The sequence below is a fragment of the Xanthomonas chitinilytica genome (genome assembly GCF_026107455.2).
GTDB classification, from domain to species: Bacteria; Pseudomonadota; Gammaproteobacteria; order Xanthomonadales; family Xanthomonadaceae; genus Stenotrophomonas; species Stenotrophomonas chitinilytica.
This window is the reverse complement of sequence record NZ_JAPCHY010000014.1, coordinates 81,660-99,936: the sequence shown is the minus strand read 5'-3', so window position 1 is coordinate 99,936 and position 18,277 is coordinate 81,660. Positions and strand designations below refer to the sequence as shown.

The window sequence follows — 18,277 nt, the reverse complement described above, 5'->3', positions numbered from 1 at the left end:
TGGCCGGCTTGCTGCTGTCGGGCGGTGCGCCCATGGCGTCGGCCACCGTGCTCGACGATTTCAACGATCCCTCGGCCTGGCAGCTGGTGGTGTCCAACCAGGTCAGCGGTTCGCTGCGCCCGGTGGCGGGCAGCGGCGGCGGCCGCGCGCTGTGCCTGGACTACAACTTCCACAATGTCTCCGGCTATGCCGGGTTGCGCCGCAGGCTGGACATCGCCTATCCGGAGAACTACCGGCTCGGTTTCGAGCTGCGCGGCGACTCGCCGGCCAACGACCTGCAGTTCAAGCTGATCGACGCCAGCGGCGACAACGTGTGGTGGGTCAACCGGCCCGGCTATTCGTTCCCGAAGGGCTGGACGCCGGTGTCCTGGCGCAAGCGGCACGTGGAGAAGGCCTGGGGGCCGGACCCGGACCCGCAGCTGCGGCGCAGCGCCGCGGTGGAGTTCACCATCTACAGCAAGGTCGGCGGCAAGGGCACGGTGTGCTTCGACAAGCTGAGGATGGAGCCGCTGCCGCCGGTGGACGGCTCGGCGCTGACCGCCACGGTGATCGCCGACACCGCCACCGCCTTGCAGCAGCGCATCGCCGACGGCCGTCCCGACACCTTCTGGATCAGCGGCGGGGTCAAGCAGCAGACCATCAGCCTGGACCTGGGCAAGGTGCGCGAATTCGGCGGCGCGGTGATCCAGTGGATGCCGAGGCTGGAAGCTTCGCGCTACGTGGTCAAGGCCTCCATCGACGGACGCGACTGGCGCAAGCTGCGCGAGGTGGTGGCCGGCGGCGGCGGCCGCGACTGGCTGGCGCTGCCGGAGACCGAGGCGCGCTACCTGCGCTTCGACCTGGTGGATGGGCCGAACTGGCGCTACGGCATCAAGGACATCAGCCTCAAGCCGCTGGAGTTCGCCGCCACGCCCAACGACTTCGTCAAGTCCATCGCGCGCGAGCTGCCGCGCGGTGCGCTGCCGCGCGGCTTCAGCGGCGAACAGCCGTACTGGACGCTGCTGGGCCTGGACGGCGGGCGCGAGCAGGGCCTGATCGGCGAGGATGGCGCGATCGAGCCGGGCAAGGGCGATTTCAGCGTCGAGCCGTTCGTGGTGGTCGACGGCAAGACCCTGGGCTGGGCCGACGTGGCCACGAGCCAGAGCCTGCAGGACCGCTACCTGCCGATCCCGACCGTGGAGTGGCGGCACGAACGGTTGCGGCTGCAGGTGACCGGCTTCGTGCAGGGCAGCCCGGAGCAGGCGCAACTGGTGGCGCGCTACCGGCTGCACAACCCGGACACGGCGCCGCACGACTACACGCTGGCGCTGGCGGTGCGTCCGTTCCAGGTCAATCCGCCCAGCCAGTTCCTCAATACCGTCGGCGGCGTCAGCCGCATCGACAATCTGTCCTTCGACGGCAACCGCGTCGAGGTCAACGGCCGGCCGCGCATCCACGCCGCGCAGGCGCCGGACGCGGCGTTCGCCAGCGCGTTCGACAGCAAGCTGGAGGTCACCCACCTGGGCGATGCGCAGCCGCCGCCCACGCGCGAGGTCAGGGACGCGACCGGGCTGGCGTCCGGCGCGATGCTCTACCGCTGGACGCTGGCCCCGGGCGAGAGCCGCGAGGTGGCGCTGGTGCTGCCGCAGACCGGGGCGTGGCAGATGTCGGCGGCGTTCGACGCCGAGAAGGCGCAGCAGCAGGTGGCGTCGATGTGGCGCGGCAAGCTCGACCGCGTGCGCCTGCGGGTACCCGAGGAAGGGCAGGCGCTGGCCGACAGCCTGCGCACGGCGCTGGCACACATGCTGATCTCGCGGGTGGGGCCGAGCCTGCAGCCGGGCACGCGCTCCTATGCGCGCAGCTGGATCCGCGACGGCGCGATGATCTCCGAGGGGCTGCTGCGGCTGGGACGCGCCGATGCGGTGCGCCAGTACGTGGACTGGTATGCGCCGTACCAGTTCGACAACGGCATGGTGCCGTGCTGCGTGGATGCGCGCGGCAGCGACCCGGTGCCGGAGAACGACAGCCACGGCGAGCTGATCTTCAACATCGCCGAGTACTGGCGCCATACCGGCGACAGCGCGTTCCTGGAGCGGATGTGGCCGCACGTGCAGGCGGCGTTCGGCTACATGGAGCAGCTGCGCCAGAGCGAGCGCAGCGAAGAGAACTTCATGCGCAACCCGGCCTTCTACGGGATGATGCCGGCCTCGATCAGCCACGAGGGCTATTCGGCCAAGCCGATGCACTCGTACTGGGACAACTTCTGGGCGCTGCGCGGCTACAAGGATGCGGTGGAGATCGCCAGCGCGCTGGGCAAGGAGGAGGTGCTCGCCGGCATGACCGCCTCGCGCGACCAGTTCCACGCCGACCTGCAGGATTCGCTGCGCGCGGCGGTGCGCCAGCACGGCATCGACTACCTGCCGGGCGCGGCGGAGCTGGGCGACTTCGATCCCACCTCGACCACCATCGCGCTGGCGCCGGGCGGCGAGCAGGGGCGGTTGCCGCAGCCGTACCTGGACAACACCTTCGAACGCTACTGGACGCAGTTCGTCGCGCGCCGCGACGGCCAGCGCGGGTGGAAGGACTACACCCCGTACGAATGGCGCAACGTCGGCGCGTTCGTGCGCCTGGGCTGGCGCGAACGGGCCTGGGAGGCGGCGCGGTTCTTCCTCGCCGACCGTGCGCCGGTGGCGTGGAACCAGTGGGCCGAGGTGGTGTCGCACACGCCGCGCCAGCCGTTCTTCGTCGGCGACCTGCCGCATGCCTGGGTGGCCTCGGACTTCGTGCGTTCGGCGCTGGACATGTTCGCCTACGAGCGCGAGGTGGACGACAGCATCGTGCTGGCCGCGGGCGTGCCCAGTGCATGGCTGGCCGGCGAGGGCATCGCGATCGAGCGGCTGCGCACCACGCACGGCCCGCTGGGCTACACGCTCAGCCGCAGCGACCGCCAGCTGAAGCTGAGCGTGGGCGAGGGCCTGACGCTGCCGGCCGGCGGCCTGGTGCTGCCGTGGCCCTACGAAGGCGTGCCCGGCGCGACCAGGGTCAACGGCGAGCCGGCGCAGTGGTTGGGCGGTGAATTGCGATTGCTGCAGTTGCCGGCGACGGTGGAGATCGAACTGCCGGCGGCGCTGCGCCGCGCCGAACGCGCCCGGCGGCCATGAGTCCCCCGGCATCTGTAGGAGCGACGTCAGTCGCGACAGGGTTCTATCGGTAAGGCCCCGTCGCGACTGACGTCGCTCCTACAGTGCTGCTGCATGGACTCAGCCGGCGCGGACCCGGCGCACGATGGCGGCGGCGTTGGCGGCGCTGTCGCGTACCTTGTCCCACTGGCCGTTGTCGATCCAGTCGCCGGGCACCATCCACGAACCGCCGATGCAGACCACGTTCGGCTGCGCCAGGTAGTCGGCGGCGGTGGCCTCGCCGATGCCGCCGGTGGGGCACAGCTTGAGGTCGGCCAGCGGTCCGGCCAGCCCCTTGAGCATCGCCAGCCCGCCCACGGCCGAGGCCGGGAACAGCTTGCAGACACGGAAGCCGCGGTGCATCAGCGCCAGCAGCTCGGTCGGGGTGGCGGCGCCGGGCACTACCGGCAGCGGTGCCTGCGCCAGCGCCTCGGCCATGTGCGCCGGGGTGCCGGGCGTAACCAGGAAATCGGCGCCGGCATCGATCGCCTGCTGCATCTGCTGCACATCCAGCACCGTTCCGGCGCCGACCACCACGTCCGGCAGTTCGCGCTTGAGCAGCGCCAGCGCCTCGATCGCGACCGGGGTGCGCAGGGTCAGCTCGATCGCCGGCAGCCCGCCTTCGAGCAGGGCGGCGGAAACGCGGCGGGCCTGCTCGAGGGTGTGCACGGTGAGTACCGGCAGGATGCCGGCGGCGTGCAGCAACTGTTCGGCGCGGTTCTGGTGCTGGGCGATGCTCATGGAACTCCTTCGGTGGATGACCGCGGCGCGGCGCTGGACCGGGCTGCGGGAAGCGATGGCAAGGGTCAGGCGTCCTTGGACTCGTGCGGCGCGAGCGCGGCCGCCGGGGTGTCGCCCAGTTCGTATTCGGCGTCGTAGTCCCAGATGCCGCCGTCGTGGTCCGGAGGGCCGCAGGAGATCGAGATCGCGCCCTGGTCGGCCGGGCCGACCATCGCGCGACTGAACGCGAACAGGTTGCGGCCGAGGTCGTGTCCGGGGCGCGAGGTGTTGGCGGCGCAGTCGCGCGCGTTCCATTCGGCTTCCTCCACCAGCACCTGCAGCACGCCCGATTCGCTGTCCAGGCGCAGCAGGTCGCCGTCGCGGACCTTGCCGATCGGGCCGCCGCGCGCGGCTTCCGGGGTGACATGGATCGCCGCCGGGATCTTGCCGGAAGCGCCGGACAGGCGGCCGTCGGTGACCAGCGCCACGCGCCGGCCCTGGTTCTGCAGCATGCCCAGCAGCGGGGCGAGCGAGTGCAGTTCCGGCATGCCGTTGGCGCGCGGGCCCTGGTAGGTGACCACGGCGACGAAGTCCCGCGGCAGCACGCCGGCGGCATGCAGCTTGTTGAGTTTCTGCGGCGCGTCGACCACCACCGCCGGCGCCTCGACGAAGCGGTGCTCGGGCTTGACCGCCGACAGCTTGATCAGGCCGCGGCCGATGTTGCCGCGCAGCAGGCGCAGCCCGCCCTGGGCCTCGAACGGCGCCGCCACGGTGCGCACCACCGACTCGTCGGCCGACACCGCCGCCGCGGGGACGGAGGAGAGCGCGCCGTCGTCCAGCCGCGGTTCGCGGGCGAATTCGCGCATGCCGCCCGGCGCCACGGTGACGAGGTCGTGCATCAGGCCGGCATCGAGCAGCTCGCGGAACACGAACGGCACGCCGCCGGCGGCCTGGAAGCGGTTCACGTCGGCCTCGCCGTTCGGGTACACCCGCGCGAGCAGCGGCACCACCTGCGAGATCTGGTCCATGTCGTCCCAGGTCAGGACGATGCCGGCCGCGCGCGCCACCGCGATCCAGTGGATGGTGTGGTTGGTGGAACCGCCGGTGGCCATCAGCGCGACCACCGCGTTGACGATGGCGCGTTCGTCGATGAGCCGGCCGAGCGGCCGGTAGTCGTCGCCCAGCGCGGTCATCTGCAGCACCCGCCGCACCGCGGCTTCGTCCAGCGCCGCGCGCAGCGGCGTGCCCGGGTTGACGAACGAGCTGCCCGGCAGCTGCACGCCCATCGCCTCCAGCAGCACCTGGTTGGAATTGGCGGTGCCGTAGAAGGTGCAGGTGCCCGGCGCGTGGTAGGACTGCGCCTCCACCTCCAGTAGCTCCTCGCGGGTGGCCTCGCCGGCGGCGTAGCGCTCGCGCACCTCGGCCTTCTTCTTGTTGGGGATGCCGGCCGGCATCGGCCCGGCCGGCACGAACAGCGCCGGCAGGTGGCCGAACGCCAGCGCGCCGATCAGCAGGCCGGGCACGATCTTGTCGCAGATGCCCAGGTACAGCGCGGCGTCGAACGCGTCGTGGCTCAGGCCGACCGCGGTGGCCTGGGCGATCACGTCGCGCGAGAACAGCGACAGCTCCATGCCGCCGCGGCCCTGGGTGACGCCGTCGCACATCGCCGGCACGCCGCCGGCGACCTGGGCGGTGGCGCCCAGCTGGCGGGCGAGGGCGCGGATGCGTTCGGGATACAGCTCGTACGGCTGGTGCGCCGAGAGCATGTCGTTGTAGGCGGTGACGATGCCCAGGTTGGGGGTGATGTCGCCGCGCAGGCGCGACTTGTCGGTGTCGCCGCAGGCGGCGAACACGTGCGCCAGGTTGGCGCAGCTCAGCGGCTTGCGGTTGGGACCGTTGCGCACCGTCTCCTCGATGCCGGCCAGGTAGGCGGTGCGGGAGGCGGCGCTGCGGCGGCGGATGCGTTCGGTGACGGCTTCGATCTTCGGATGCAGGCTCATTGGCTATCGGCTATGAGTGGAGGGCGGGGAAATGCCCGCCTTGGTATGGAATCCCGCACGGCGGCATGCGGGTTCTTGCCGGCGATGGCCGCGGCCGAGTCCCCGCGCGGGGACGTGCGGGTGCTCAAGCACACCAGTGCACGCGCAGGCGGCTGCCGGGCGCGGCGACCGCGGCCAGTATCGGGTGGGTCAGCTCGGTGCCGACCTCCAGTGCCGCGTTCAGCACGTCGAGCTTCTGCTGGCCGCGCAGCAGCAGCAGGCGCGAGCCGGCCTGGGCCAGGCCGTGCGGGGTCAGGGTGATACGCAGCGGCCAGTCGTTGGCGACGGGGCAGCCGGTGGCGTCGAGCGCGGCATAGGGGTGCGGGCTGGCCAGCGCCCGCGGCAGGTCGCGCGAGCCGGGGAACAGCGAGGCGGTGTGGCCGTCGTTGCCCATGCCCAGCACCGCCAGGCACGGCGGCTGGCTGTGCTGGGCCTGCAGGTTGGCGCTGTGCACGCATTCGGCCAGCGGCTTGCCGACCCGCACCAGCGGGTCGAAATGCGCGCCCTCGGCGCGGTTGAGGAAGCTGTTGCGCACCAGCCATGCGTTGCTGTCGCGGTCCTGCGGCGACAGCCAGCGCTCGTCCACCAGCCCGACCTCGACCCGGTCCCATTCCAGCGGCAGCTCGGCCAGCGCCTGGTACACCGGCGCCGGCGTGGTGCCGCCGGACAGCAGCATGCGCGCGCGGCCGCGCTGGCCGATCTCGTGTTCCAGGATCCGGCGCATCTCCGCCGCCACGTTCTCGATCCACTCGTCCGCATCGGCATGGCGGACCAGGATGATGCGGTCGGAAGCGGCGGCGGTCATCGGCTGGCTCCTTGGTCTTGCGCGGCATCGGCGGCGTAGGCGGCGGCGCCGAGCAGGCCGGGGCAGGGATGGGTCACCGCCAGCGACGGCACCCGCGCCATGATCGGCGAGAACCGGCCCTTGTTCTCGAAGCGCTGGCGGAAGCCGGAGTGCTGCAGCGAATCGAGCATCCGCGGCACCAGCCCGCCGGTGAGGAACACGCCGTCCCAGGCGCCCTGCACCAGCACCAGGTCGCCGGCGATCGAACCGAACACGGCCAGGAACACGTCGATCGCCCGCATCGAGACCGGATCGCCCTGTGCGGCACGGGCGGTGACGTCGGCCGGCTGCAGCTGGCCTGGGTCGGTGCCGGCGATCTCGCTGAGCGCGCGGTGGATGTTGACCAGGCCCGGGCCGCAGATCAGGCGTTCGTTGGAAACCCGCCCGAACTGCTGCGACAGGATCTCCAGGATGCGGATCTCCTCCGGCGTGCCCGGCGGGAAACTGGCGTGGCCGCCTTCGGTTTCCAGCGGGTAGCAGCGGCCGTGGCGGACGATCAGCCCGCCCACGCCCAACCCGGTGCCAGGGCCGATCACGCCATAGTTGCGCGGCTGCCCGGGCGTGCCCGGCTGCCAGACGGCGCCGCCGATCTGGACCACGTCCGCGGGCTGCAGCAAGGCGATGGCCATGGCCTGGGCGGCGAAATCGTTGATCAGGTGCAGGCTGTCGAAGCCGAGCATGGCGGCGGTGCGCGAGCGCGAGATCACCCACGGATGGTTGGTGATGCGCGCCTCGTCGCCGTCCACGCGCCCGGCCACGGCGAACACGCCGCTGCGGGCGCTGGCGCCGAGCTGTTCCAGGTAGTGCCGCGCCGCGTCGCCCAGCGACGGGAAATCGACCACGGCGAACTCGCGGATGCTGGACGGGTCCAGCGGCGTGGCCGCGGCGATGTCGGCCAGCGCGAAGCGGGCGTTGGTGCCGCCGATGTCGGCGACCAGCACCGGCTGCGGGGCCGCGCTCATGCCTCGCTCCGCGGCGTCGCCGGGGCGTGGTCGAAATCGGCCGGCAGAAAGCCATGCGCCGTTTCCGGACCCCATTGCCCGGCGGGGTAGGGTTGCAGCGGCAGTCCGGCTTGCTGCCATGCGCTGCTGATGCTGTCGATCCAGGCCCAGGCGGCGCGCACCTCGTCATCGCGCACGAACAGCGCGTGGTTGCCGTTGAAGGCGTCCAGGAACAGCCGCTCGTAGGCGATGCGGCGATGCAGGCCGGTGGGCACCGACAGCTCCAGTTCCAGCGGCTGCAGTTCCAGCGCGCCCCATTCCGGGCCGGCCAGCGAGCTCATCAGCCCCAGTTCGATGTTCTCCTGCGGCTGCAGCTGGAAGGTCAGGCGATTGGGCGCGGCGTGGCGGCGGTCCGGGCGTTCGAACAGCCAGTGGGTGACCGGCTTGAGCGTGACCACCACCCGGGTGGTGCGCTCGGGCAGGCGCTTGCCGGTGCACAGGTGGAACGGCACCCCCGACCAGCGCCAGTTGTCGATGTGCGCGGTGACACCGACGAAGGTCTCGGCCTCGCTGCCTTCCGGTGGCTGGTAGGCCTGCGCCGGCTGGCCGTCGATGGTGCCGGCGGTGTAGCGGCCGCGCACGCTGTCGCGTGCGGCATGGCGCGCGTCGAGCGGGCGCAGGGCGCGCAGCACCTTCACTTTCTCGTCGCGGATGCGGTCGGCCTCCAGCGAGGCCGGCGGCTCCATCGCCACCAGGCACAGCAACTGCAGGATGTGGCTCTGCACCATGTCGCGCAGCGCACCGGAGCGCGAGTAATAGGCGTCGCGGCCGTCCACGCCCTCGCTTTCGGCCACCAGGATGTGCACCGACTCGATGTGGTTGCGGTTCCACACCGCCTCCAGCAGCGTGTTGCCGAAGCGCAGCGCCAACAGGTTCTGCACCGCGGCCTTGCCCAGGTAGTGGTCCAGGCGGAACACCCGGTCCTCGTCGATCAGCGCGCCGATCGCCCTGAGGATTTCCTCGGCGCTGCGCGAATCCGAGCCGATCGGTTTTTCCAGCATCAGCCGGTTCGGTGCGGCGAGCGCGCCGCCCAGCGCCAGTCCTTCGCAGGTGGAGATGTACAGTCCCGGCGGGATCGCCAGGTAGCTGACGCAATGGCGGTGCGCCAGGTCCCTGACCGCCTCGGCCACCGACTCGGGATTGCGCAGATCGACCGAGCGGTAGTCGATGCGCTGCAGCAGCGAATGGATGTCGTCCTGGCTGGCCTGCGGGATCGCCTGCTGCAGGCGCGGGCGCAGGATCTCGCGGAAAGCCTCGGTGTCGTGCGGCGACAGCGCCAGTGCACGGACGCGGAAATCCTCGGGGAGCAGGCCGTCGCCGAGCAGCCGCAGCAGGGACGGGAACAGGTAGCGTTGGGCCAGATCGCCGGTCGCGCCAAACAGGAGGAGGGTGTCGTGCATGGCTCGAGTTTCGGGTTCTGGTGACATCGTTGTCAATCGCCTGTTATCTGGGTTCCAAGGGTGTACTTGCTGCATCTTGTCCTGCGTCGCCCGGCGCCGCCGCAGCGGATGGCGGACGTGGCCGGATTCCCCGCCGTTGCCGTCGTCGCGCGGGCATTGCCCACGCGCACAGCGGCGACGCCGTCGCCATCCTCGATGGTGCCATGCTGGAACGCCGCCGTGGCAGAATGCCGACACTGTATTCGTATTCGGATGCGGTGCCAGCACCGCGAGAATGGTTGCAATTGATCCGTTTCCGGCCTGGCCGGCGCGCGCAGCAGAGAGAGGCAACGGGATCGGACAATGGCGAAAGTGCAGCTGGACGGCGTCCGCAAGGTGTACGACAACGGCCAGGTAGCGGTACAGGGCGCCAGTTTCGAGGTGGCCGACGGCGAGTTGATGGTGCTGGTGGGGCCGTCGGGTTGCGGCAAGTCGACGCTGCTGCGGATGGTGGCCGGGCTGGAGGAGATCAGTGCCGGCACGTTGCGCATCGGCGAGCGCGTGGTCAACGACGTGGTGCCGAAGGATCGCGACATCGCCATGGTGTTCCAGAGCTACGCGCTGTATCCGCACATGACCGTGGCCGAGAACCTCGCCTTCGGGCTGAAGCTGCGCGGCCACGACAAGGCCACCATCGCCAGTCGCGTCGACGAGGCGGCGCGGACCCTGGGGCTGACCGGCATGCTGGACAAGCTGCCGCGGGCGATGTCCGGCGGCCAGCGCCAGCGCGTGGCGCTGGGCCGCGCGCTGGTGCGCGAGCCGGCGGTGTTCCTGCTCGACGAGCCGCTGTCCAACCTGGATGCCAAGCTGCGCCACAGCGTGCGCACCGAGATCGCGCAGCTGCATCGCAAGCTGGGCACCACCATGATCTACGTCACCCACGACCAGGTCGAGGCGATGACCCTGGGCCAGCGCATCGTGGTGCTGAAGGACGGGGTTATCCAGCAGATCGACACGCCGATGGCGTTGTACCAGCGCCCGGCCAACCTGTTCGTGGCCGGGTTCCTGGGCAGTCCGGCGATGAACGTGCTGCGTGGCCGTTTGCGTTCCGGCGACGGCGGCGTGGTGCTGGAGCGGGGCGACGGTGCAGCGGTGCCGTTGGGGGCCGCGCCGATCGATCCGCGCTGGCTGGAGCGGGAGGTCGTCGTCGGCGTGCGCCCGGAGCACCTGCAGCCGGCCCGCGCTGGCGACGCGTCCGCATTCGCCGCCGACATCGACGGCATCGAGCCGGTCGGCAACGAGATCTTCGTCAACCTGCGCAGGGGCGAGCAGCCGCTGGTGATGCGGGTGGCGCCGCAGGCGTTGCCCGCGGTGGGGCGGTCGATCCGCGTGGCGGTGCAGCCGCAGGCGCTGCATTTTTTCGACGGCGACAGCGAGGAACGGCTGGAGCCGGCCGCCGGCGCGGCATGATCAGCGCGCCAGTCCGTCCAGCAGGGGCAGCGGCGTTGCCTCGGCGCCGCCGACCTGCAGCGGCCCGGCCGGGATCTCCAGTGGCAGCACGGCCAGCGCCAGGTTGCCGGCAACGCTGGCAAGGGTGCCGATGACGGCGTCGCCCTGGCGGACCTCGCCGCCGGCCTCGGCGCCCTCGGCGATCTGCAGCAGCTGCAGCGAACGCTTGGCCTTGCCCAGGAAGTGGGTGCGGGCCACGATTTCCTGGCCCGGGTAGCAGCCCTTCTTGACGCTGTAGGCGGCCAGCCGGTCCAGCCCGAGCTGCTGCGGCGTCCACTGCTCGCGCTGCGAAGGATCGAGCCGCGGCAACCCGTAGCGCAGGTCGGACTGGCGCCACGCCAGCGCGATGTCGGCGTCGCTGGCATCGGCCAGCGCGGTTGCCGGTGCCAGGCGCAGGGTGCGCGGCAGCGCCTCGTTGCCGCCGGCATCCAGTTCGAGCGCTCCGTCCGCAAGCTGCGCCAGCGCTGCACCGGTGGCCAGCTCCGGCGCGGTGAAGCTGCCGGCGACGGCCAGGTCGTCGCGGCGGCCGATGCTCAGCTTGCGGCGGAACACGAAGCGCTGCAGCTGCGCGGCGAAATCGTCGGCCTGGCCGTCGTTCAGTACCAGCAGCAGTTGCCCGTCGTCGATGCGCAGCAGCTGGAACACCGCGGTCACCCGGCCCTTGGCGGTCAGCCAGGCGCTCCACTGCCAATGGCCGTCGGCAAGGGCCAGCACGTCGCTGGCGAACTGGGCCTGGGCGAAGGCGAGGGCGTCGGGGCCGGAAAGCGCCACCAGCTGCGACTGCGGCAGCCGGGAAAAACCGGCGAAAACGGGGGGCAGGTTGTCAGGCACGTGAACGGGGACTAAAATTTGTGCGTTGCGAGACCCACGATGATAGGCCAAACAACCCCCACTCCCGAAACCGAAGCCGAAGCTCCGCTGGTACCGGAGGCGCAGGAGCGCCCTGAACCGCCCACGGAGCAGAAGGAAATCGGTGGTCGCGGCGGACTGGATCCGGTGCGATATGGCGATTGGGAGAAAAACGGACGCTGCATCGACTTCTGATCAGCATTGAGCCAACGCGGCGGTGAGCCGCCCAGCCGAGAAAACGAGCCCAGCGAATGGCGACCAGAGAACGCCCCCTTTCCCCGCACCTGCAGGTGTATCGCTGGCAGATCCAGATGGCCACCTCGATCCTGCATCGAGCCACCGGCATCGTTCTGTCTGTCGGAGCCTTGATCATCGCCGGCGGCCTGCTCGCCCTGATGATGGGCCCCGAATCCTGGAACTGCTTCACCACCCACGCCAGCGCGTGGTACGGCAAGGTCGTGCTGTTCGGCTGGACCTGGTGCTTCGCCTACCACCTGTGCAACGGCATCCGCCACATCGTGCAGGACTTCGCCATCGGCTACAAAGTCTCCACGTTCGTGCGCAGCAGCTGGCTGTCGGTGATCGGCAGCCTGGTGATCACCGCGCTGGTGTGGATCTACGTGTGCATGGGAGGTGCCGCATGAGCCGTTTCCGTACTCCGCTCAAGAACGTGCGCGGCCTGGGTGCCGCCAAGTCCGGCACCGAGCACTTCGTGCACCAGCGGCTGACCGCCACCGCACTGGTGTTCCTCACCATCTGGTTCCTGGTGTTCGTGCTGGGCCTGATCGGTGCCGACTACGTCACCGCCAGCGAGGCGGTGTCCAAGCCCTGGAACGCGGTGCTGCTGGTCGGCTTCCTGGTCGCGATGTTCTGGCACGCGCAGCTGGGCATCCAGGTGATCCTGGAAGACTACATCCACAACTCGCTGCTGGCCCTGGCGTTGCAGACCACGGTGAAGTTCGTCGCCGTCCTCGGCGCGATCGTCAGCGTTTTCGCGGTCGCCCGCATCGCGCTTGGGAACTGAATCAGAATGTCCGCTTACAAGATCACCGAACACAAATGCGACATGGTCGTGGTCGGCGCCGGCGGTGCCGGCCTGCGCGCCACCTTCGGCCTGGCCCAGAAGGGCCTGCAGACCGTCTGCCTGACCAAGGTCTTCCCGACCCGCTCGCACACCGTGGCGGCGCAGGGCGGCATCTCCGCCGCGCTGGGCAACATGGGCGAGGACGACTGGCGCTACCACTTCTACGACACCATCAAGGGCTCGGACTGGCTGGGCGACCAGGACGCCATCGAGTACATGTGCCGTGAAGCCATCCCGGCCATCATCGAGCTGGAGCACTACGGCGTGCCGTTCTCGCGCACCGAGGACGGCAAGATCTACCAGCGTCCGTTCGGCGGCATGACCACCAAGTACGGCGAAGGCCCGTCGGCGCAGCGCACCTGCGCCGCCGCCGACCGCACCGGCCACGCCATGCTGCACACGCTGTACCAGCAGTCGCTGGCGCACAACGCCCGTTTCATGATCGAGTACTTCGCGCTCGACCTGATCTTCGACGAGGAAGGCGTCTGCCGCGGCGTGCTGGCGCTGGACATGGCCGAGGGCACCCTGCACCTGTTCCGTTCCCACGGCGTGGTGCTGGCCACCGGCGGCTACGGCCGCGCCTACTTCAGCGCCACCTCCGCCCACACCTGTACCGGCGACGGCGGCGGCCTGGTGATGCGCGCCGGCCTGCCGGTGCAGGACATGGAGTTCGTGCAGTTCCACCCGACCGGCATCTACGGCGCCGGCTGCCTGATCACCGAGGGCGTGCGCGGCGAAGGCGGCATCCTGCGCAACAGCGACGGCGAGCGCTTCATGGAGCGCTACGCACCGCACTACAAGGACCTGGCCTCGCGCGACGTGGTGTCGCGTTCGATGACCATCGAGATCCGCGAAGGCCGCGGCGTCGGCGAGCACAAGGACCACATCCTGCTCGACCTGACCCACCTGGGCCCGGGCGTGATCGACGAGAAGCTGCCGGGCATCGCCGAGAGCGCCAAGATCTTCGCCGGCGTCGACGTGCACAAGCAGCCGATCCCGGTGATCCCGACCGTGCACTACAACATGGGCGGCATCCCGACCAACTACCACGGCGAAGTGGTACGCAAGGTCGGCGACGACCCCGATGCTGTGGTGCCGGGCCTGTACGCGATCGGCGAGGCCGCCTGCGTGTCGGTGCACGGCGCCAACCGCCTGGGCTCCAACTCGCTGCTCGACCTGGTGGTGTTCGGCCGCGCGGTGGCCAACCGCTGCGCCGAGACCATCCGTTCCGGCGCGCCGCACAAGCAGCTGCCGTCCGACGCCTGCGACAAGGCGCTGGGCCTGCTGGACAGGCTGCGCAACGCCAACGGCGACACCCCGACCTCGGTCATCCGCGACCGCATGCAGCGCACCATGCAGTCCGACGCGGCGGTGTTCCGCACCAGCAAGACGCTGGAAGAGGGCTGCCAGAAGATGGCCGAGGTGTTCGACTCGTTCCAGGACGTCAAGGTCTCCGACCGTTCGCTGGTGTGGAACTCGGACCTGATCGAGACCTACGAGCTGAACAACCTGCTGCTCAACGCCGTGGCCACCATCAACTCGGCCGAACAGCGCAAGGAAAGCCGCGGTGCCCACGCGCACGAGGACTATCCGGACCGCGACGACGTCAACTGGCAGAAGCACACGCTGGTCACCGTCGACGACAAGGGCAAGTGCAGCTTCGATTACCGTCCGGTGCACATGTACACGTTGAGCAACGACGTGGACGTGGTGCCGCCGAAGCCGCGCGTCTACTGAGAGAGCAGCGACATGTCGGCAATGCATCTGGGCTGGGTTGGCGCGATCGCCGCATGGTCGCTGTTCCCGCTGCGGATGCTGGTCGACCGTTCGATGCAGTGGAACGAGCGGCGGGCGTGGGCCCTGGCCTGCGCCGTCGCTCCGATCATTGCCTACGTCGTTTTCCTGATCCATCGTGCTATTCACGCGTCCCCGGACGCGCGAGCCGCCTGAGCCAACGAGAGCAGCCATGGCCGAGTTTTCCCTCCCCAAGAATTCCAAGATCGGAAAGGGCAAGCACTTCCCCGCCAAGACCGGCGGCAAGAACGTGCGCACCTTCAAGGTCTATCGCTGGAGTCCCGACGACGACCAGAACCCGCGTACCGACACCTACGAGATCGACCTCGATGCGTGCGGCCCGATGGTCCTGGACGCGCTGATCAAGATCAAGAACGAGATCGACCCGACCCTGACCTTCCGCCGCTCCTGCCGCGAGGGCATCTGCGGTTCGTGCGCGATGAACATCGACGGCACCAACACTCTGGCCTGCACCCGCGCGATCAGCGACTGCGGCAAGGCCGAGGTGCCGATCTACCCGCTGCCGCACATGGACGTGGTCAAGGACCTGGTGCCGGACCTGACCCACTTCTACGCGCAGTACGCCTCGATCAAGCCGTGGATCCGCACCCAGACCCCGCCGCCGTCCGACCGCGAGCGCCTGCAGTCGCCGGAAGACCGCAAGAAGCTCGACGGCCTGTACGAATGCATCCTGTGTGCGTGCTGCTCGACCAGCTGCCCGAGCTACTGGTGGAACGGCGAGCGCTACCTGGGCCCGGCGATCCTGCTGCAGGCCTACCGCTGGATCATCGATTCGCGCGACGAGGACACCGGTGCGCGCCTGGACGACCTGGAAGATCCGTTCAAGCTGTACCGCTGCCACACCATCATGAACTGCGCCCGCACCTGCCCGAAGGGGCTGAACCCGGCGCTGGCCATTGCCGAGATCAAGAAGCTGATGATGGCGCGTCGCGCCTGACCCGGCATCGGCAACCCGCCGCGGCCCCCGATCCGGGCCCGGGCATCGGCGGCACCGCCCTTCGGGTCCGGTGCCGTCGTCGTTTCCGGCAGGTGCGCATGGCGCGCCGGCATCATCGCAAGGTGCTCGAAGATGGATGAAGCAACCGAACTGAAGAAGCTGCGCTGGCGCTGCCGCCGCGGCATGCGCGAACTGGACCAGCTGTTCGGGCGTTACCTGGACCGGTGCTGGGCCGATGCCCCGGCGGACGAGCGCGGGGTTTTCCTACGGCTGCTGGAATGCGAGGACGATAAGTTGTGGCGCTGGTCCATGGGCTATGAGGCCTGTCCCGATGCGCAACTGGCGGAAATGCTCGCACGTATCCGAACCCTGCCGGCTTGAGTGGCGGCCCTCGCGTTGGCAGCAGGCGGGCCTGCTGCTGCTGACGCTGCTGGTGCCGCCGGCGATCATCCTGTCCGACATCGACGGCGTCGCGGCCATGCTCCTGGTCGTGGCCGCGATGGGCTGGGGGCTCTGGACATTGCGCCGCGAGCGCGGCCGACGCCCGCTGCGCATCGTGATTCCGGCCGGGGAAGCGCCGGCCATGGTGGACGGGGTCGCGGTGCGGGAGATCGAGGTGCAATGGCGCGGGCCGCTGGCCACGCTCGTCTGGCGCGAGGCGGGAGATCGTCGCCGATGGCTGCTGTTCTGGCCCGATACGCTGGCACCGGCGCAGCGACGTGAACTGCGACTGGCCATCGACGCGCGCCGTGTTTCCCGGGCGCGCCCGCAAGTGGCACCATAGCGGCAATCCACCGGCTGAAGCGCATGTTCAAACCCATTCCTGTCGCAATCGGACTGCGCTACCTGCGCGCCAAGCGCCGCAACGGCTTCATCTCCTTCATCTCGATGGCCTCGATCCTCGGCATCGCGCTCGGGGTGACGGTACTGATCACCACGCTGGCGGTGATGAGCGGTTTCCAGAAGGAGATCCGCGACCGCCTGCTGCAGATGTCGGCCCATGCCACGGTGACCAGCGACGACGCGCCGATGGCCGACTGGCAGCGTGCGGTGGACGTGGCGATGCGCGACCCGCGCGTGGCCGGCGCGGCACCCTACATCGAGATCCAGGGCATGCTCAGCGGCCCGCGGGTGCAGGGCGCGATCGTGCAGGGCATCGAGCCGGCGCTGGAGCCGGCGGTGTCGGTGATCGGCGAGAAGATGAAGAAGGGCTCGCTCGACAGCCTCACCCCGGGTTCCTACAACATCCTGCTCGGGCAGGAACTGGCCATCTGGCTGGGCGTGGACGTGGGCGACACGGTGGTGGTGACATTGGCTGAAGTGCAGGGCACTCCGATGGGGGCAATGCCGCGGCTCAAGCGGTTCAATGTCAGCGGCATCTTCGAGGCCGGCTACAACGAGATCGACCGTGGCGTGGCGTTCGCCAACCTGCAGGACATGGAGCGCGTGCTGCGCATCGAGGGCGCCACCGGCGTGCGCCTGAAGCTGCACGACATGGACCAGGCCTACACCGTGGCGCGCGACCTGGCGATCAACCTCAACGGCTTCTACCGCGTCAGCGACTGGACCCGGCAGAACGCCAACCTCTACCACTCGCTGAAGATGGAAAAGACGGTGATGGGCATCCTGCTGTCGCTGATCATCATGATGGGCGCCTTCACCCTGGTGAACTCGCAGGTGATGCTGGTGACCGACAAGCAGGCCGACATCGCCATCCTGCGCACCCTGGGCCTGACCCCGGGCGGGGTGATGCAGGTGTTCATGGTGCAGGGCACCCTGATCGGCGTGATCGGCACCCTGCTGGGACTGATCGGCGGCATCACCCTGACGTTGAACCTGGAGCGGATCCTGGGCCTGATCGAGTCGGCCTTCAACGTCAAGTTGCTGCCGGAGGACGTCTACTACATCACCGGCCTGCCGACCGACATGCAGACGCCCGACGTCGTGGGCACGGTGGTGGTGGCGCTGGTGATGAGCTTCCTGGCCACGCTGTACCCGGCCTGGCGCGCCGCCCGTACCCAGCCGGCGGAGGCGCTGCGCTATGAATGAGAACGACCTGCAGATGGATGCCGTGATCCGCGCCGAAGGGCTGGCCAAGACCTATGCCGAAGGAAGGATGCGCACGCCGGTGTTCGACGGTCTGGAACTGGCGGTGTCCGCCGGCGAGACGGTGGCCATCGTCGGCGCTTCCGGCGCCGGCAAGTCGACCCTGCTGCACCTGCTGGGCGGGCTGGACACGCCCACCGCCGGCGAGGTCTACGTGGCCGGGCAGAAGATGTCCGAATTGTCCGACGCCGCGCGCGGCCGTTTGCGCAACCGCGCGCTCGGCTTCGTCTACCAGTTCCACCACCTGCTGCCCGAGTTCACCGCGCTGGAGAACGTGATGATGCCGCTGTTGCTGCGCGATGACACTGGAGGAACCCACATGCCTGGCCGGAGGATGGGCGTTGTTGCGGCAACGTCGATTTCCCTGGCCGCGATCGCGTCGGCGGGCCTGGGCCACTGGATCTTCCTGTGGCTGACCCTGGGCATGCTCGTGGCTGCGCTGCTGGGTGTCGCGGCCATGTCGTACTGGACCGGGCGAAAGGTGGTTGCCGCCGCTCGCCAGCAGGCGACCACGATCCTTGAATCCGTGGGGCTGGGGCATCGCCTCGACCACAAGCCGGGCGAGTTGTCCGGTGGCGAACGCCAGCGCGCGGCGGTGGCGCGGGCGCTGGTCAATCAGCCGGCCTGCGTGCTGGGCGACGAACCCACCGGCAACCTCGACGACAAGACCGCGGCGACCGTGTTCGAGCTGATGCTCGAGCTCAATCGCGCCCAGCGCACCAGCCTGGTGCTGGTGACCCACGACCGCGGCCTGGCGCGCAAGCTGGACCGGGTGCTGGAGCTGCGCGAAGGGCGCCTGCACGAACTGGCCAACGCCGAAGTCTGAAGGCCGGCGT

Annotated in this window: 18 protein-coding genes; 12 read left to right on the top strand and 6 right to left on the bottom strand. The window is 69.7% G+C overall.

What is annotated here, in order from left to right; all coding sequences use genetic code 11:
- The first annotated feature begins 32 nt into the window (after positions 1 to 32).
- On the top strand, positions 33 to 3,140 hold the full coding sequence (locus OK345_RS15275) for a discoidin domain-containing protein (protein WP_265128881.1): 3,108 nt from the start codon (positions 33 to 35) through the stop codon (positions 3,138 to 3,140).
- 99 nt (positions 3,141 to 3,239) lie between these two features.
- Here OK345_RS15275 and OK345_RS15270 read toward each other — a convergent pair whose 3' ends face one another.
- The 5 genes from OK345_RS15270 to zwf form a co-directional block, all read right to left on the bottom strand.
- Entirely contained in the window at positions 3,240 to 3,899 is a 660-nt protein-coding gene (locus tag OK345_RS15270) for a bifunctional 4-hydroxy-2-oxoglutarate aldolase/2-dehydro-3-deoxy-phosphogluconate aldolase (RefSeq protein ID WP_265128864.1), read from the bottom strand.
- A 65-nt stretch (positions 3,900 to 3,964) separates the two neighbouring features.
- Positions 3,965 to 5,878, bottom strand: coding sequence for a phosphogluconate dehydratase (edd, locus tag OK345_RS15265; RefSeq protein WP_265128863.1), 1,914 nt, complete (start codon positions 5,876 to 5,878; stop codon positions 3,965 to 3,967).
- Positions 5,879 to 6,002: 124 nt separating this feature from the next.
- Positions 6,003 to 6,722: a 6-phosphogluconolactonase gene (locus OK345_RS15260; RefSeq protein ID WP_265128862.1), complete on the bottom strand. Its 720-nt coding sequence runs from the start codon at positions 6,720 to 6,722 to the stop codon at positions 6,003 to 6,005.
- Positions 6,719 to 7,723, bottom strand: a complete 1,005-nt coding sequence (glk, locus tag OK345_RS15255) for a glucokinase (RefSeq protein WP_265128861.1) — start codon at positions 7,721 to 7,723, stop codon at positions 6,719 to 6,721. The genes OK345_RS15260 and glk overlap by 4 nt, the downstream gene beginning before the upstream one ends.
- Positions 7,720 to 9,162, bottom strand: coding sequence for a glucose-6-phosphate dehydrogenase (gene zwf / locus OK345_RS15250; RefSeq protein WP_265154854.1), 1,443 nt, complete (start codon positions 9,160 to 9,162; stop codon positions 7,720 to 7,722). Before zwf ends, glk begins: the two co-directional genes overlap by 4 nt.
- Before the next feature lie 342 nt (positions 9,163 to 9,504).
- Between zwf and OK345_RS15245 the strand changes: the two genes are divergently transcribed.
- The gene (locus tag OK345_RS15245; protein WP_265128858.1) at positions 9,505 to 10,611 is read left to right on the top strand and encodes an ABC transporter ATP-binding protein; all 1,107 of its coding nucleotides are present in this window, start codon (positions 9,505 to 9,507) and stop codon (positions 10,609 to 10,611) included.
- On the opposite strand, the gene ygfZ is transcribed toward OK345_RS15245, so the two are convergent.
- Complete coding sequence (ygfZ, locus tag OK345_RS15240) at positions 10,612 to 11,481, bottom strand: CAF17-like 4Fe-4S cluster assembly/insertion protein YgfZ (RefSeq protein ID WP_265128856.1); 870 nt, start codon at positions 11,479 to 11,481, stop codon at positions 10,612 to 10,614.
- 39 nt (positions 11,482 to 11,520) lie between these two features.
- Here ygfZ and OK345_RS15235 point away from each other — a divergent pair, with 39 nt between their 5' ends.
- The 10 genes from OK345_RS15235 (at position 11,521) to OK345_RS15190 (ending at position 18,267) form a co-directional block, all read left to right on the top strand.
- Positions 11,521 to 11,694 (top strand): DUF1674 domain-containing protein, encoded by a 174-nt coding sequence (locus OK345_RS15235; RefSeq protein WP_265128855.1) that lies wholly within the window; start codon positions 11,521 to 11,523, stop codon positions 11,692 to 11,694.
- 56 nt (positions 11,695 to 11,750) lie between these two features.
- On the top strand, positions 11,751 to 12,143 hold the full coding sequence (gene sdhC, locus OK345_RS15230; RefSeq protein WP_265128854.1) for a succinate dehydrogenase, cytochrome b556 subunit: 393 nt from the start codon (positions 11,751 to 11,753) through the stop codon (positions 12,141 to 12,143).
- Positions 12,140 to 12,523 (top strand): succinate dehydrogenase, hydrophobic membrane anchor protein, encoded by a 384-nt coding sequence (gene sdhD / locus OK345_RS15225; protein ID WP_265128852.1) that lies wholly within the window; start codon positions 12,140 to 12,142, stop codon positions 12,521 to 12,523. Before sdhC ends, sdhD begins: the two co-directional genes overlap by 4 nt.
- A 6-nt stretch (positions 12,524 to 12,529) precedes the next feature.
- Positions 12,530 to 14,320 (top strand): succinate dehydrogenase flavoprotein subunit, encoded by a 1,791-nt coding sequence (gene sdhA, locus OK345_RS15220; RefSeq protein WP_265128850.1) that lies wholly within the window; start codon positions 12,530 to 12,532, stop codon positions 14,318 to 14,320.
- Positions 14,321 to 14,332: 12 nt separating this feature from the next.
- Positions 14,333 to 14,533 (top strand): hypothetical protein, encoded by a 201-nt coding sequence (locus OK345_RS15215; protein WP_265128849.1) that lies wholly within the window; start codon positions 14,333 to 14,335, stop codon positions 14,531 to 14,533.
- Positions 14,534 to 14,549: 16 nt separating this feature from the next.
- Positions 14,550 to 15,335, top strand: coding sequence for a succinate dehydrogenase iron-sulfur subunit (locus OK345_RS15210; protein ID WP_265128848.1), 786 nt, complete (start codon positions 14,550 to 14,552; stop codon positions 15,333 to 15,335).
- A 132-nt stretch (positions 15,336 to 15,467) separates the two neighbouring features.
- Positions 15,468 to 15,716 (top strand): FAD assembly factor SdhE, encoded by a 249-nt coding sequence (locus tag OK345_RS15205; protein WP_265128847.1) that lies wholly within the window; start codon positions 15,468 to 15,470, stop codon positions 15,714 to 15,716.
- Positions 15,667 to 16,119 (top strand): hypothetical protein, encoded by a 453-nt coding sequence (locus OK345_RS15200; RefSeq protein WP_265128846.1) that lies wholly within the window; start codon positions 15,667 to 15,669, stop codon positions 16,117 to 16,119. The genes OK345_RS15205 and OK345_RS15200 overlap by 50 nt, the downstream gene beginning before the upstream one ends.
- A 23-nt stretch (positions 16,120 to 16,142) precedes the next feature.
- Positions 16,143 to 17,384, top strand: a complete 1,242-nt coding sequence (locus OK345_RS15195; RefSeq protein WP_265128845.1) for a lipoprotein-releasing ABC transporter permease subunit — start codon at positions 16,143 to 16,145, stop codon at positions 17,382 to 17,384.
- The gene (locus OK345_RS15190; RefSeq protein WP_265128844.1) at positions 17,377 to 18,267 is read left to right on the top strand and encodes an ATP-binding cassette domain-containing protein; all 891 of its coding nucleotides are present in this window, start codon (positions 17,377 to 17,379) and stop codon (positions 18,265 to 18,267) included. The genes OK345_RS15195 and OK345_RS15190 overlap by 8 nt, the downstream gene beginning before the upstream one ends.
- Positions 18,268 to 18,277 lie beyond the last annotated feature (10 nt).